At 53.1% G+C, this 14,125-nt stretch carries 14 protein-coding genes; 6 read left to right on the forward strand and 8 right to left on the reverse strand.

Translation table 11 applies throughout. The features are described from left to right. Positions 1 to 499 precede the first annotated feature (499 nt). Positions 500 to 1,411 carry an NAD-dependent epimerase/dehydratase family protein gene (locus tag C4520_08610; protein RJP22109.1) on the forward strand — a complete coding sequence of 304 codons (912 nt, stop codon included), beginning with the start codon at positions 500 to 502 and terminating at the stop codon, positions 1,409 to 1,411. Positions 1,412 to 1,555: 144 nt separating this feature from the next. Here C4520_08610 and C4520_08615 read toward each other — a convergent pair whose 3' ends face one another. The 3 genes from C4520_08615 to C4520_08625 form a co-directional block, all read right to left on the reverse strand. Continuing rightward, entirely contained in the window at positions 1,556 to 1,762 is a 207-nt protein-coding gene (locus C4520_08615) for a hypothetical protein (protein ID RJP22110.1), read from the reverse strand. Next, positions 1,743 to 2,105: a hypothetical protein gene (locus tag C4520_08620; protein ID RJP22111.1), complete on the reverse strand. Its 363-nt coding sequence runs from the start codon at positions 2,103 to 2,105 to the stop codon at positions 1,743 to 1,745. Before C4520_08620 ends, C4520_08615 begins: the two co-directional genes overlap by 20 nt. 118 nt (positions 2,106 to 2,223) lie before the next feature. Beyond that, positions 2,224 to 2,412 carry a hypothetical protein gene (locus tag C4520_08625; protein RJP22112.1) on the reverse strand — a complete coding sequence of 63 codons (189 nt, stop codon included), beginning with the start codon at positions 2,410 to 2,412 and terminating at the stop codon, positions 2,224 to 2,226. Positions 2,413 to 2,481: 69 nt separating this feature from the next. Here C4520_08625 and C4520_08630 point away from each other — a divergent pair, with 69 nt between their 5' ends. After that, the gene (locus C4520_08630; protein ID RJP22113.1) at positions 2,482 to 3,522 is read left to right on the forward strand and encodes a hypothetical protein; all 1,041 of its coding nucleotides are present in this window, start codon (positions 2,482 to 2,484) and stop codon (positions 3,520 to 3,522) included. A gap of 148 nt (positions 3,523 to 3,670) precedes the next feature. Then, the gene (locus tag C4520_08635) at positions 3,671 to 4,681 is read left to right on the forward strand and encodes a response regulator (protein RJP22114.1); all 1,011 of its coding nucleotides are present in this window, start codon (positions 3,671 to 3,673) and stop codon (positions 4,679 to 4,681) included. Between the two features lie 86 nt (positions 4,682 to 4,767). On the opposite strand, the gene C4520_08640 is transcribed toward C4520_08635, so the two are convergent. The 3 genes from C4520_08640 to C4520_08650 all read right to left on the reverse strand — a co-directional run bounded on the left by C4520_08640 (position 4,768) and on the right by C4520_08650 (position 6,446). Further along, entirely contained in the window at positions 4,768 to 5,631 is an 864-nt protein-coding gene (locus C4520_08640) for a DUF3618 domain-containing protein (GenBank protein ID RJP22115.1), read from the reverse strand. Beyond that, a complete protein-coding gene (locus C4520_08645; protein ID RJP22116.1) occupies positions 5,607 to 6,002 on the reverse strand; it encodes a phage holin family protein in 396 nt (131 codons plus the stop codon). Before C4520_08645 ends, C4520_08640 begins: the two co-directional genes overlap by 25 nt. A gap of 84 nt (positions 6,003 to 6,086) precedes the next feature. Beyond that, positions 6,087 to 6,446 (reverse strand): hypothetical protein, encoded by a 360-nt coding sequence (locus tag C4520_08650; protein ID RJP22117.1) that lies wholly within the window; start codon positions 6,444 to 6,446, stop codon positions 6,087 to 6,089. Positions 6,447 to 6,816: 370 nt separating this feature from the next. On the opposite strand from C4520_08650, the gene C4520_08655 reads away from it, so the two are divergent. The 3 genes from C4520_08655 (at position 6,817) to C4520_08665 (ending at position 12,767) form a co-directional block, all read left to right on the forward strand. After that, positions 6,817 to 9,372, forward strand: a complete 2,556-nt coding sequence (locus tag C4520_08655; GenBank protein RJP22118.1) for a pyruvate, water dikinase — start codon at positions 6,817 to 6,819, stop codon at positions 9,370 to 9,372. A 65-nt stretch (positions 9,373 to 9,437) separates the two neighbouring features. Continuing rightward, on the forward strand, positions 9,438 to 12,044 hold the full coding sequence (locus C4520_08660; protein RJP22119.1) for a hypothetical protein: 2,607 nt from the start codon (positions 9,438 to 9,440) through the stop codon (positions 12,042 to 12,044). Between the two features lie 39 nt (positions 12,045 to 12,083). Beyond that, complete coding sequence (locus C4520_08665) at positions 12,084 to 12,767, forward strand: serine/threonine protein phosphatase (GenBank protein RJP22120.1); 684 nt, start codon at positions 12,084 to 12,086, stop codon at positions 12,765 to 12,767. Between the two features lie 22 nt (positions 12,768 to 12,789). Here C4520_08665 and C4520_08670 read toward each other — a convergent pair whose 3' ends face one another. Together C4520_08670 and C4520_08675 are read right to left on the reverse strand one after the other, a co-directional pair. Continuing rightward, positions 12,790 to 13,614, reverse strand: a complete 825-nt coding sequence (locus C4520_08670; protein ID RJP22121.1) for a BON domain-containing protein — start codon at positions 13,612 to 13,614, stop codon at positions 12,790 to 12,792. A 79-nt stretch (positions 13,615 to 13,693) separates the two neighbouring features. After that, positions 13,694 to 14,095 carry a response regulator gene (locus C4520_08675; protein ID RJP22122.1) on the reverse strand — a complete coding sequence of 134 codons (402 nt, stop codon included), beginning with the start codon at positions 14,093 to 14,095 and terminating at the stop codon, positions 13,694 to 13,696. Positions 14,096 to 14,125: the final 30 nt, after the last annotated feature.

A 14,125-nucleotide genomic window follows, 5' to 3' on the forward strand; every position in this document is an offset into this window, starting at 1 on the left:
TGTCCTCCTCTCTTTGATTTCCCTACAACTACAACCAAAGATTGGAGCACAAAGCTGGCCGCTTTGTCTACTTTTACAGAAATTAGCCTACACTACCATTTGCGGCGAATTCATAAGTTACGGTAGGGCCGAATTCATTCGGCCTCTTTTCCGGGCCCGGTTAAAAGCAACTGTGCGAATGAATTCGCACCTACCATAAAGAAAGCGGATCTCCGCTATTTCAGTTTCCGTTTTTGTGAGCCTTCTTCTATCCCACTCCTTCTTTGTATGCCGCTCCTTCTTTGTCATCGCCTATCCTTCTCTGTACCCCTGCCCCTTCTTTATCGTCCCTCCTCCTTCCTTGTCATTCTCGTGAAAGCAGGAATCCATCTTCAAAGCCAGATTAGAGGCTAAGATGCCCCTGAAGGTTTCGAGCAAATGACTCCATTGCACGGTCTTCTCACAAAGAATATAATTTATTGTAAGAGAGCAAATCCAAAGAGGATTTCGAGCGGGGATTATGGCGAAACGCTTTCACATGGTAACCGGAGCGTTCGGGTACACGGGCAAGTACATCGCGCGCCGCCTGCTCTCCGAAGGCGAGACGGTGAAGTCTTTAACCGGCCACGCTGAATCCAATACCTTCTCCTCGCGAGTGCAGGCGTTTCCATATGACTTTGATAAGCCGGACCGTCTGAAAAAGAATCTGGAGGAGGCGAAAGTCCTCTATAACACCTACTGGATTCGATTTCCGCGAGGCAAAATGACATACGAAAAAGCCGTCCGCAACACCGCTGCTCTACTGGAGGCCGCGGCCGAAGCGCAAGTCGAGCGCCTGGTCCACATCAGCATATCGAATCCGTGCGAGGCGCCGCACCTGCCGTATTTCCAGGGGAAATGCAAAGTCGAAAAACTTGTCAAACAGTCGGGCCTCTCATACGCGATTCTTCGGCCGGCCGTTATTTTCGGGCGTGAGGATATCTTGATCAACAACATCGCATATCTGCTACGGACTGTCCCCGCTTTTGGAGTAATCGGATTCGGCGGCTATCGGATCCGCCCGATTTACGTTGATGACCTGGCCAAACTGGCCGTCGAGTTTGCGAAGCAGAGCGAAAACAGAGTCATCAACGCGATTGGCCCCGAGTCCTTCACCTTCAAGCAGTTGCTTCGCCTTATCAAGAACAAAGTTGATAGCAAGGCGCTTCTCGTTCCGATGCCCGCACGCTTGGCCTTTCTTGCTTCTCGCATTATTGGGCTGGGGGTGCGCGATGTCCTTCTTACGTGGGACGAAGTCGAGGGACTGACTGCCGGCCTGCTTGATGTCGACGATGCTCCGGTGGGCGAGACTCGGCTCAGCCGGTGGTTGGAGGAAAACGCCGATACGGTGGGGCGCAAATACTCATCCGAACTCGCGCGGCATTATCGCTAATACGCTCGCGTTCTTAACCCCTCTCTTGTTCCTGAGTTTCTTCCCCCCCGGCATCCCGAAACGCAGGTGCATGGCCCTGGCGTGCTCTCTTCACGTCCGCCAGGTCCGCCGCGTCCATCATTCCTGTCTTCCGCTCAGGAGCGCTCAGCCGGGCTGCTTGTACTTTGTCCAGCGATAGACGGTCACCATCGTTGGGGTTCGGCACTTGGCGCACAGGGTTGTTCCCGTGGGATACACTTTATCGCCGGGCGCGATTACCTCTTCCTCAAGCACGAGGGTCTCGGTCCCGCCGCAGTTTGAACATTCGACCGTTTTTTGAAGATAAGCGGTATTATCCTTCTTCTCGTTCATTCTTGATGTATTTTCTCATCGAGCGGCCCACCAGAAAAAGCGAGATCGAGCCGATCACGATAAGAATTCCTATCCCGCTCCCGCCGCCTCCGCTTATCACAATTGCTGCCCCAGCCGCAAATACGCCAATCGAGCTGATAATGTAGATTGTCGAAAAAGTCTTGATTCTGCTCTTTCCTGCGTAGGGCATGCTGGTCCTTTCAGGAAAGCCGGTGCGCCCGGGGTGGCTTTGGGACCAGCGGTTGCATCGGTAGCAGAGGATCATTTCGCCTTTGCCCGGCAATTTCTGCCGGTAAAAGCTGTAATCTCCGACATAGGCGCCGCATCCTTGACAATAGGCCATGTGCTCGTTTTGTCTCCTGAAAGGCAAACGAAATAGGCGAGCTTATTCTAGTTAAAAATGACGCCCAAGTCAAAAATGCGCTACAGCCTTGGTCTCCGCCTCGACTTCCTCCCTTCGGTTAACACATATTGAAATAAAAAGTGGCATAGATTTTGCCACTTAACTCGGCGGTCTCTTGTCTGCGAAAGAGGGTTTGCGAAAAACCGATAGAAATTCGGGGAAAAAGCGTCCAAATAAGATATAATTCCTTTGAAACAACGTCTGTTTCATTCTGCAAAATCCGCGTCTGTTCGGTATAGGACAACATCTGCACAAAAAGAGGACGAACTATTTCCCCGTGCGCCACTTTTGTGGGTGAAAGGGGAAAAGTAAATACATGGCAAACCCGTTGATGCTTCTCATCGGCTGTGACTGCGACCCGGACCGGCCACGGTACGGCGGCAGCCGTTATGATGTCCGTCATTCCGCGCAGAAGTGGAGGGGCATCAGCGAAGGCATTGAGCGTCTCATACAAGCGCTCGATCGGGTGGAGCGGGCATTTGATTTAAAGCCGAAGATTGTTTTCTGCGTCAGGTCGGATTCACAAATGCAAGAGATGCACGGGACTGCCGGTTGGATGCTGACTGAATATGGAACGCTCTGGCGCGCGCTCGAGGGGCGCGGCCACGAGATAGCCTGGCATCCGCATCTCTGGCGATGGAGCGACAAGTGGGGCTGCTGGTTTCAGGAAAACGAGGACAGCGATTGGATTTCAGAGAGTCTGACGAACGGGTTCACCGAATTTGGCCGGACATGGGGCAAAAATCCGTTCACGTGTCACATGGGCTGGACTTTCCACAATGACACCTCGATGCAGACCGTAGCGAAGCTCGGCGTGAGATTGGATTTCTCTGCGAGTCCCGGCGTTTTTTTTAAAGGAGGACCCGGCGCGGCGGGCACAAGATTCGACAACCGAATCGACTGGCGGGGCACCCCCCAGCAATGGTATCATCCCTCAACCCACGATTATCGCAGGCCAAACCGCAATGATGAACCGCAATTGGACCTCGTGGAGATTCCCAAATTCACATCGAAATCCGGCCTTTTGAAAACGGCCAAGCATTTCTCGCTTCTGAGGAAAGGAAAATCGCTTGAACCGGCGCAAGCTGTTTTCCTTCAGATTACGGCCCTTCCTTTGCTCTATGGTCAGGTCATCCGGGAGCGCCTCCATACAGACGAGGCAGAGCCTTTTTTTGCCACCTATTTTCATCCGGATGAGCTTTTGGAAAAGAAGGACGTTTCGGCCGCACGCTTTCTTTACTCGGCGAAACATCTTGAAGAGAACATCGCCTCGATCATTCGAAAGACACGGATGAGAGGGAGGGAAATCAAGTTTGTTATCGGACCGGAAGCCTTGCATTCAATAGGGAAGGGGTAACCAATTCGTCCGACGGTCGCGAAGGGGACTGATCCAATTACGAAGGTGCGAAGGGCACTTTCCCCGGAGCAAGAACCGGCTAATCAGCCCGGCCGGTCTTACCAGCCGCGTCCTTGCGGCGAATGTGGAGCGCAAACAGGAACATCGTATGCCGGAACCCAAGATTCTCGTGGTCGACGACGAGAAGACCGTCGTTGAAATCCACAAAAAGCTTTTAGAGAAAAGGGGCTATCACGTTATCGTGGCGTACAATGGCGCAGAGGCGCTTACGAAAGTGGCCTCTGAGGAGCCGGACCTTGTTCTCACCGACGTGTCAATGCCGGAAATGGACGGCCTCCAGCTTTGCGAACGCCTGAAGGGAACGAAGACGACCAGGCTGATCCCCATCATCATGCTGACCGCAATGGATGATTTCGATAACAAGATCCGCGGCATCGAAACAGGCGCTGACGATTTTCTGGCAAAGCCCGTTCGGCCCCGTGAACTATATGCGCGAGTGCAGTCGCTTCTCCGCATCAAGAATCTCACCGACAACCTCGAGAGCGCTGAAACGGTCATTTTCTCGCTCGCGAATGCCATTGAGGCGAAGGATGTGTTTACGAAGGGACACACCGATCGCGTGTCGTCACTGGCCCGTCGTATCGGCGAATATATCGGAATGAGTGAAACCGAAACCGAGAACCTCGAGAAGGGCGGCATCCTGCACGATATCGGCAAGATCGGCATCAGGGACACCATCCTGAACAAGCCGGGCAAATTAACCGATGAGGAGTTTGAGGAGATCAAAAAACACCCGGAGACGGGAGAAAAAATCTGCCGGCCGTTGCGCTCGCTCGAGCCGGTTCTCCCGATCATAAAATGCCACCACGAACGATTCGACGGCAGCGGGTATCCTCTCGGGCTTGCAGGCGAACAGATACCGCTCCCCGCGAGAATTGTCGCATTGGTGGACGTCTATGAGGCGCTTCGGTCCAAGCGCGCCTACCGGGACGCCATGCCTCATGCCGAGGCAATGGCCATCCTCCTGCGGGAGACGGCCGAAAGCAAATTCGATCCGGAGGTTCTTAAGAAATTCGAAGAGATGATGAACTTCGAACCCGAGTTGCGGCAGACTTTCGGAAAGCTCCGAAAGAAGCCTCATACCCCGGTCTTCCCGTGATTAACGCACCAAAAAACATTCGGGGACGCCTCTTTCCTCGAGAAGATCTTTGGAAAAAAGTGCCCCCGAAATCCTGACCGCTCTCTTTACAGTTTTTCTTTCGACTCACGCTTCGCGAATTCAGCCGTGTCTTTTGCTACTGTTTTCGCCTTCTCAAATGACTCCTGTGCTTTCTCTTTCAATCTGCCGGTTATGGCCTCTTTCTGCTCGCCCATCAGTTCATGTTCTTTCCTTGATTCGGGAATCAACGAACCGAGAAACGCGCCCAAGCCCAGAGCCGCGGCGACTACGACCAACGGCCGTTCGTTCAGCATTCTGTTGAAGGTGCCCTGAATGCGTTCCCTTTGCAGGCCCACCTTCTCGCGCGTTTTGCCGGCATATTCTGAGGCTTTCTCTCCCGCCCGCTCGCGATACCGCCCTGCCTTCAGCCGCACTTCTTCTGCTTTTTCAGCCGCGCGTTCGCGCGCCTCTTCGAATCGCTCTCCAACTTCACCTCGGGCTTCCGGGATTTCGCCTTCCATGCCCGGCTCTCCTGCTATTCCTTCTTCTTCATAGGGGAGTCTGCCGCCATATCCGTAACGTCCAGGAACATACTCTTCCTCGAATTCGCCGTCTCCGCCCCTCGCGGATTTGATGCCTTCTTTCAACAGCCAGAACGTGCTAAACCCGAAAATTGCGGCCGTAAGAGGATGTTCCCGTACCGTGTTGCGCATTCGCCTATTCATCCGTTTGGCCCTGCGGACCGAAGCCTGTTTCACCCGCATTTTCGCCTGTTCGCGCAGGCGCGAGGGTGCGAGCTGCCCTCTGATTTCATCCAGTGTGCGGCTCATTTCCAGCCGGGTCTGTTCGATCTCTGCACGCAGGCGCTCGGTATCCGACAGCCCTTCGGTCTGAACGGATGTCGTAGCCGAATGTTCATGAATCCTTATTTCGCCTGTCTTTTCGCCCATTGTATATCCTCCTTTATACTTTCAAATGTATGACGCGGTTTAAGGCTTCTGTTCTTCAGCATACTTCTGCCGATCGCCACAAGCACGAGCCCCACGATCAACGTGGCGCCGCCGATGATGAGCGCCGACGCCCACCAGGGCAGCGCAGTGCCCAAGCCGTAAACCGCGGCCCCTAACAACACCAGAAAACCCGCGTATGCTATCAACGCTCCACTTGCAGCCAGCGCCGAATCTCTCAGCATTTTCGAGATCAATTCCGATGTCTCGACCCTGGCTAATTCCATCTCCTGCCGCAACAGGAGGCTCGTTTCTCGGGAAAGATCGGAAAAGAGATCGCCAAGCGAGCGTTCCTCTATTGTTCTTACCTCCATATGAGTTGCTCCTTTCTTTGCCGCTCCGGAAGACAGCATCACCTCAGATCGCTGCCTCCCCTTTCGACTCCGTGCGAAAACAAATCATTCAGCCTGCTCGCCCGAAGCCTTCAAGAAACGCGACAGCATTGCGCCGGCAAGGAAGGCGCCTCCAACCACCACCCATGGCTGCCTCCGAACAAATCCCTCCACCTCGCCAATGAGCTCGTCAATATCCTTCTCGCGAAGGTAATGCGACAAGTCGTCAGTCCGTTCGGCCGCCTTTTCTGCGTAATCCGCCAGCGAGGCCTTGTTCTTCTCGCGAAGGGATTGTCCGGCCTGACGAAGAGCTTCCGCTGTCTCCTCCAGTCCGTGCGCCGCTTTCGACCTTTGTGTGGCCGCCTGCGCCTTCATTTTTTCCTGCGCCTGCGCCTTCCACTGCTGCGCTCTCTGCTTGCCCTTCACTTGCACTTCCTCAGCAGCTCCCCTTGTCGTTTCAGCGCCGCCTTCAGTTGCAGGAGGTTCAGGATATCCCATTCTATGTTCCACCGGCATAGTTCCATCTCCTCTCTCTATAAATGTGTGTTTTTTGCTTTTGTTCTAATATTAGTATGTAGCTTTTTTAAACAATGTTAAATACAGTATACCTTGGATGCGGAATGGGGGAGACGGTTTAGAAGCAGGAACTCGACTACCCTGTGCCGCTTCGATCGCGGGCCCTCAAGAGGACATCGCTTGACATCATGGATACACGGAAGTAAAATTCAACTGGAACTGCAAATGATTGAGAAATTCTCTAATAGCAGGATTTCACAATCGTCTGAAAGGATTCTTGATGTTATTCGAAAAACTGCGCGCGCTGCTGCGCGCTTCCTCAGATACGTATCAGCCCGACTTCTCGGTTCTTTTCTCCAAGTTTCAGCAGATACTTAACGGAAATAATATCGTTCTGGACATCATAGCCCAGATGGAGGACAAGCTGAGCGGTGAATACGTCTTTGACATGAATTACATCCGCTCGAGCACCCGAATGATGTCTGAGGCTGTTTACAAGATTATTTATGCTCTCGCAGTGCTTTCCAACAATGCCTATCCGGAACTCTTCTCGCGATACGAAGCCATCGGGCTCGAGATAGATCGCATCATCGAAGGAGAAAGCGGTCTTCCTTCCGATATTCTCGTCCTTCCTCTGGATTCCGTCCGCGGGGACATGGAGGAACTCGTGGGAAGTAAGGCCGCGAGACTGGGGGAAATACGGAATCAGCTCGATCTGCCTGTCCCCGACGGTTTCATTATCACCACGGCCGCGTACCGGCTTTTTCTGCAATCCAATAATCTGTGGCCGCAAATCCGCGCCTCATTTGCGCGCCGCATGAAAGGAGAAATTTCAGCCGTCGAGTATCATGAATCAATCGAGAAATTAATCGGCGGCGCCGCGATGCCTCCAAAACTGGAGAAGGATATCGCTCATGTCCTCAGTTCTTTTTTCAAAAAGAAGGGGAAGAAATTTTCGCTTGCGGTTCGAAGCAGCGCGTGGGGGGAGGACAGTGAGGTTAAAAGTTTCGCCGGCCAATTCAAGACGCTGCTCAGCCAGGACCCCGCACATCTCCTGAGCGCCTACAGAAAAGTGATTTCAAGTCGTTTCTCCGAGAGAGCTCTGGCATATGAGGGAGAAGACAGTATCCGCGAAGAGGCGCTCCCGATGGCGGTCATCTGCCAGGAGATGGTTTCCGCAAAGGTGTCCGGAATCATCTACAGCATTGATCCTCGAGACGGACACTCGCACAAGGTACTCATTTCCTCCCTGTACGGTCTGGGCGAGCCCGCAGTATCCGGTCGCGCCGAAATGGACCAGTTTATTGTTTCGCGTATTCATCCCTACGAGATTTGTGAGCGAAAAATTGCACGCAAGCAGCGGCGGCTGGTCCTTTTACCGAACCAGGAGATTCGCGATCAGGAGGTCCCGAAACACGAACAAGAACGCCCATCTCTTGGAGATAGCGAGATCATCTCCCTTGCTGAACATGCCCTCGCGCTCGAGCGTTTCCTGAGACAGCCGCAAGATGTGGAGTGGGCAATCGACACAGAAGGAAAATGCTGCATCCTGCAAACTCGTCCTTTGAGCCTGCACAGGCAGCGCCCCGGCAGGGGGAAAAGTCTGAACGAGAGCCTTAAGAAGTATCCCGTGCTCCTGGCCGACTCCGGACAGGTTGTACAGCGCGGCGTGGCCGCCGGAAAAGTGGTCAAAGTCTTTGAAGATGCTGATCCGAGCTCTTTTCCCCAAGGCGCGATCGCGGTAACACACTTCACGACTCCTCGACTCACGAAAATAATCCGGAAAACGTCCGCCATAATCACCGACGTTGGCAGCCCGACCGGCCATATGGCAACCATTGCCCGCGAGTTCGGCGTGCCTACCATCGTGGGCACCAAGGAAGCCACACGACTCCTGCAAGACGGCATGGAGATCACGGTGGACGCCGAGGAAAACAGAATTTATTCAGGAATTGTGCCCGAAGTCCTCGAATACCAGATTGAAGGCAGAGACCAATTTGCCAATCTGCCGGAGTTCAAGATTTTGCGAAAAGTGCTTAATAAGGTCGCTCCGCTGAATATGATCGATCCGGCAAGCCCGCAATTTGCTCCCAGGAATTGCCACACTTTTCATGATATCCTGCGATTCTGTCATGAAAAAGCGGTCTGGGAGCTGATCAACCTTCATGCCTCTCAAAGACGTTTCCGCAACATCAGGTCGAGGGAATTGAAAATGGCGATTCCTCTCGGACTCCACCTTATCGATCTCGGAAACGGGCTTTCGCATGATGTGGGATCGCATTCGGTTGACTCGGTCGATCAGGTGACTTCACTGCCAATGCGGGCGCTCCTCGATGGGCTGGCCTCTCCCGGCGCCTGGAGCACTGAGCCACGGCCGTTGCGATTTAACGACTTCATGTCCAGCCTCACCCGTTTTTCACTCGGCGAAGCCCAGCCGCGTTATGTGGGAAAAAATCTCGCTGTCATTTCCGACCATTATACGAACCTCAGCCTGCGACTTGGGTACCACTTCAATGTAATCGACACATACACGTCTGAGAATATCAACGACAACTACATCTATTTCCGTTTTGTCGGTGGAGTGACCGACCCGGAACGCCGGCACCGGAGAGGACTGCTGATCGAGACGATTCTCGAAAAGTATGACTTCAAAGTCATCGTTCGAAACGATCTGGTTGTGGCCAGGCTCAAAAAACGAAACCAGAGGGAGCTCCTTGAGACCCTTGTCATGCTGGGAAAGCTCATCGGCTTCACGCGTCAGCTCGATACCGAAATGGTTTCGGACAAGAGCATAGAACGATTCGCAGCCGCTTTCCTGCAGGATGTCTCCCACTAGCGGAAAAATCCGAGAAAAAAACCGCAGCCTCATATCTCAGGGGGAGGTTTTCCTGGTAAAATCCCATGTTCCAGTGGTATAAGAAATACATTCGGGAACGGGCGAAGGAACACGAACAGCGGGCAGAACGGCAGCTCGATGGCCTTCGTTTCCGTTATCACGCTTTCAAGAACCTGCTTATCTGCAACAATGAATTGCTCGAGCAGATGACGCGCCTCGAGATGTACCTGCGGGATTGTCGGCGGATGTTTCCCGGCCTGGCGGCCCGCACCGATCTCCTCCTGAAGCTCTGCCGTGAACTCGTCCAAAACCTGAACCAGGTGTCTGAAGGCGCGTATGGAGAACTACCACCGATCCTGCGGGCAATTGCTGTAAGGGCCTCCACACTTGCGTGCAAATTGGACCCGGGCGAACAAGTCCCGTTGATCATCCCATTGTGCGATATTCACCTCGACCTGATCGACACAGTCGGAGGAAAAGCGGCTCCGCTGGGAACTTTTGCGAATCAATTACGTTTGCCCGTGCCGGATGGATTTGTCGTCACCACCGAGGCGTGCAACTTGCTCCTGAAAAAAAATAAGCTGTTGCTCCGCATCCGCGACCTTCTGAGAAATCTGAACAGCGAAAATTTTCGCCAGGTTGAAGCGGTCTCTCTCGAAGTGCAAGATATGATCCTTAAAGCGGAAATACCCGAAGAGTTGCGAGACCCCCTGGAAAGGAGCTTTCAACAATTGCTGCAGGCCTCCAGTTCGAAGGCAATCGCCGTTCGAAGCAGCGCTGTTCCCGAAGATGGCCAACATTCCTTTGCCGGCCAGTTCACCACTGTTTTAAACGTCATTTCGGTCGAGGCCGCCCTCACAGCATATAAGGAAGTTATTGCCAGCAACTTCAACGCCACGAGTCTCATGTATCGTCTCCACAGACAAATGGGGTTGCGGGAAGCGGACATGGCGGTTCTTTGCCTGGCTATGGCGCCTGCCCGTTCCGCCGGGATACTGTACACAGTTGACCCGAATGACCCCGACGGTGAACGCATGGTACTGTGCTCGGCTTGGGGACTGGGCGAATATCTGGTCAATGGAAGGCTTCCGGCGGATATCCTCCATGTCTCACGGCTGGACCTGAAACGTTTCGAGCCGGTTCAACTCGCCCGCAAAGAGTTAAAGCTGGTCTGTGATCCCGATCGCGGCGGCACACGGGAAGAGCCTGTCCCGACCTGCGACTCGCTTCGCCTATCAATCAATGAAAACGAAATGAGGACCCTTTGTGAATACGGACTGAAAATAGAAAAGTATCTCGGCTATCCGGTGGACATCGAATGGGCGATTACGCAGGTTGGAGACATTATCGTTCTCCAAGGGCGGAGGCTGCAGCTCAGGAGCGGCGGCAGGGAATATTCTCAAACGGCATTGGAGCGCCTCAAACCGCTCGTCGCAAAGGGAATCACGGCCTCCAAAGGCCAATGCAGCGGCAAGACCGCAATCATCGCTCATCAGAGGGAAATTGACTCGATCGAACCCGGCAGTATAGTTGTTGCTCGCGAGAGCTTCCTCAGTCTGGCCAATCGCGTCAGCTTCATTCGCGGAATAGTTCTCGAAAAGGGGAATCCTCTGGAACATCTTGCCTGTATCGCTCGTGAATACCGGATTCCGATGATCGTCGGAGCGGCAAATATTACCGAGATGCTCGCGAACGGTCAGTCGATCACTCTCGATGCGGATGAATGCACCATCTACGAGGGAGAAGCAGACCTTCTGAACCAATCAGCCGCCGTTTTTCCCGCCACTCGAGAAGAAGCCGAAGCCTCGATCCCGGACCTGAAGGAATTCAGACATCTGATTTTTTCATTGAACCTTCTTGATGTGAGGGATCCAAATTTTCAGATGTCCTCCTGCAGGTCCGTTCATGACGTCGTCCGGTTCTGTCACGAGCAAGGCATCCAAACCATGTTTCAGGTGAATGACGGGGAATATGTAAAAAATAAATCCTACGTCTCCCGGCTCGATAACCCTATCCCATTCCACGTCGATATCATTAATCTCGGCGGGGGTTTTGCCGTTTCCGGACACCCCCGGAAAGTAAAAATTGAAGAGATCACCTCGATTCCTTTCCTTGCTCTATGGAAAGGAATAAGCCATAAAGGCATCAAGTGGAGCGGCCCTCCGCCGCGGGTAAATCTCGGCGCCTTCAGTTCCGTTCTCGGGAATACGGCCATTGATGCGGCACGGTCGGGGCGCCCGCTCGGAAGCAGAAATTATGCGATGATTTCTCGCGATTACATGAATCTCAACTCGCGCCTTGCATACCATTTTGCTTTGGTCGATGCTTTGTGCAGTTATAATTCCGCGGAAAATTACATCAACTTCCGGTTCAAGGGGGGAGGCACAAATCTCCAGAGGCGAAGACGCCGCGTGATCTTTCTGGCGAGGGTCCTGGAGTCGCTCGGGTTCTTTGCGCACGTCGACGACGACCTGCTCAATGCCTTCATCAAAGATCTTCAACTGCGGCAAATGGAAGAAAAACTGGATATGGTCGGCCGGCTTCTCGGCTGCGCCCGTCTTCTCGATATGGCCATGGAGGACGAAGCTTCAATGGAATGGTTCATCCACGCCTTTTTGAGTGGGAATTATGCCTTCGCGCCTGAGTTCGAGGGAGAAGAATCCAAGACGTAATTCAGAGGGCCGGCATGGGAAGCAGCCGATTTTCTCAAAATGGATGATATACTCGCCAAAACAGACAATGTCTGCGGAAAAAAAATTTTTGCCGTGGGCGATATCCACGGCCAATATGAGAAACTCATCAACCTCATGTCTGTCTTGCCATGGAACCGGGAGCAAGACATCCTGGTATTCCTCGGAGATTATATCGACCGAGGAAAGAAATCAAAAGAAGTGGTCGAGTACCTGATCGAACTGGAGAAAAAAGGCGGCAAAATCGTCTTTCTTCTGGGAAACCATGAAAAACTGCTTACCGATTATTATTATTCCGGAAGCGACTACGATTTGAAACTCTGGCGCTCCTTCGGCGGATGGCAAACCATTCAAAGCTACACTCGCGGCGCCGGGGTGTGGGGAAGACCTTCGTTCCTCCCGCATGCCCACCTCGATTTCTTCAGGAGATTGCTCCCCTACTACGAAACTGACGATTATATCTTTGTTCACGCGGGCCTTCGGGAGGGGATTCCTCTGGACGAGCAAAAACTGGATGACCTGCTCTGGATTCGAAGGAGCTTCGTTGAGGGCAATCACTCGTTCTCGAAAACGATCATCTTTGGCCATACTCCCGTGAGGACTCCCTACGTCTCATCCGATAAAATCGGCATTGACACCGGAGCAGGCCAGGGAAACGTACTGACGGCGGTCGAGCTGCCTTCTCTCAAGTTCTACCAGGCGTGATGTCTCCTGAATATCCTGACCGTCACGTTTCCACATTTTGATAGCGATAGTTCAGTCCCACCTCATTCTTGACTTCTTTCACGCCGGCCGTCGAACGTGCTATTTCGCCGATCCTGTCTATCACTTGCTGAGTAAGCGCCTTTCCGAAAACCGTAACCGCGCCGTCCTTTGCCTTGACGATAACGTCAATATTCTGCGTGGCGGAATCGGAGGCAATAGCCGCTCTCACCAGACTGCTCAGAGCGAGATCGTCCATTATCCTCTGAGACTCGGGCGTTGTCTTGAACGGCTCCCGCTGAACGGCATATTGAATCATATTGCTGATAAAGTGGATGTTTTCCGTCTCGAGATTAAAGACGATATCATACAGCTCCGGCGATCTCCAGTCCACGCGGTAAAGAAATTTCGTCCACTTGAATCGCTCCTTATCGATCTTCTCAATATATTTGACGGCTTCATCATGGAGCACCTGCTGGCGCTCCATGACAAACTTCACTCGCAGTTGCATGGGCGCGACGATGCGTACTCTCAGAACGTGAGGAACCCCCTTCAGCAGAAAATGGCCGGCATTCCCGTGATAGATGATGTTGTCGCCGCCTGCGTACTCGCAAAGAACCGCCTGAAAGAAAGCCAGATACCGCTCACGCTCATAGGTGAATCGTTTCAAGCCCGACGGCCGCTTCAGAATCGCGTTACGCAGCTTTTCCTCTACCACGCCGTATTTCTTTGACGACATTTCAACAATCTCTTCCCGGCCGACGCACCGATAATTCAGTTTCTGCGACAATTCCTCCGCCAGCATCATGCCGCCGCTGAATGTTCCCCGAGAAATTGTTATGATCGCCATTTTCCCCTCTCCATTTACTGAAATCGCATAGTCAGTCCATCAGCCGGTTCGAGCCTGTCGCCCTGGTGAGGAGCGTCCCTCAGGAACCGGGCTCTTTTCTTGCTGCTTGTTCGATGCTGCTTGCGGCTTTTTCTATGACTTCTCGAAGATGGCTGATTTTGAATGGCTTCGCGATGAAGTCGAATACTCCGCTCTGAAGGGCTTCCCGGGCGGTTTCAACAGTGGCGAATCCGGTGATAATGACGACGACGGTATCCGGCCACCGCTGTTTGGCGAACCGGTGGATTTCCATCCCGTCGACGTTCGCCATTTTCAAATCGGTCACCACAATGTCAAACCGCTTTTCCTGCAGTCTCTTGAGCGCCTGTCTACTGTCGATAAAGCTTTCGACCGCGTACCCCGCTTTTTCCAGAGACGGCTGCAAGCGAGCCCCCACTATCGCCTCATCATCCAGAACCATTATTTCCAATTGTCTTGCCATGATACATACCCCGCATCCCTTCTTCCAAGC

Source organism: Candidatus Abyssobacteria bacterium SURF_5 (genome assembly GCA_003598085.1).
In the GTDB taxonomy this organism is placed as follows: Bacteria; Abyssobacteria; SURF-5; order SURF-5; family SURF-5; genus SURF-5.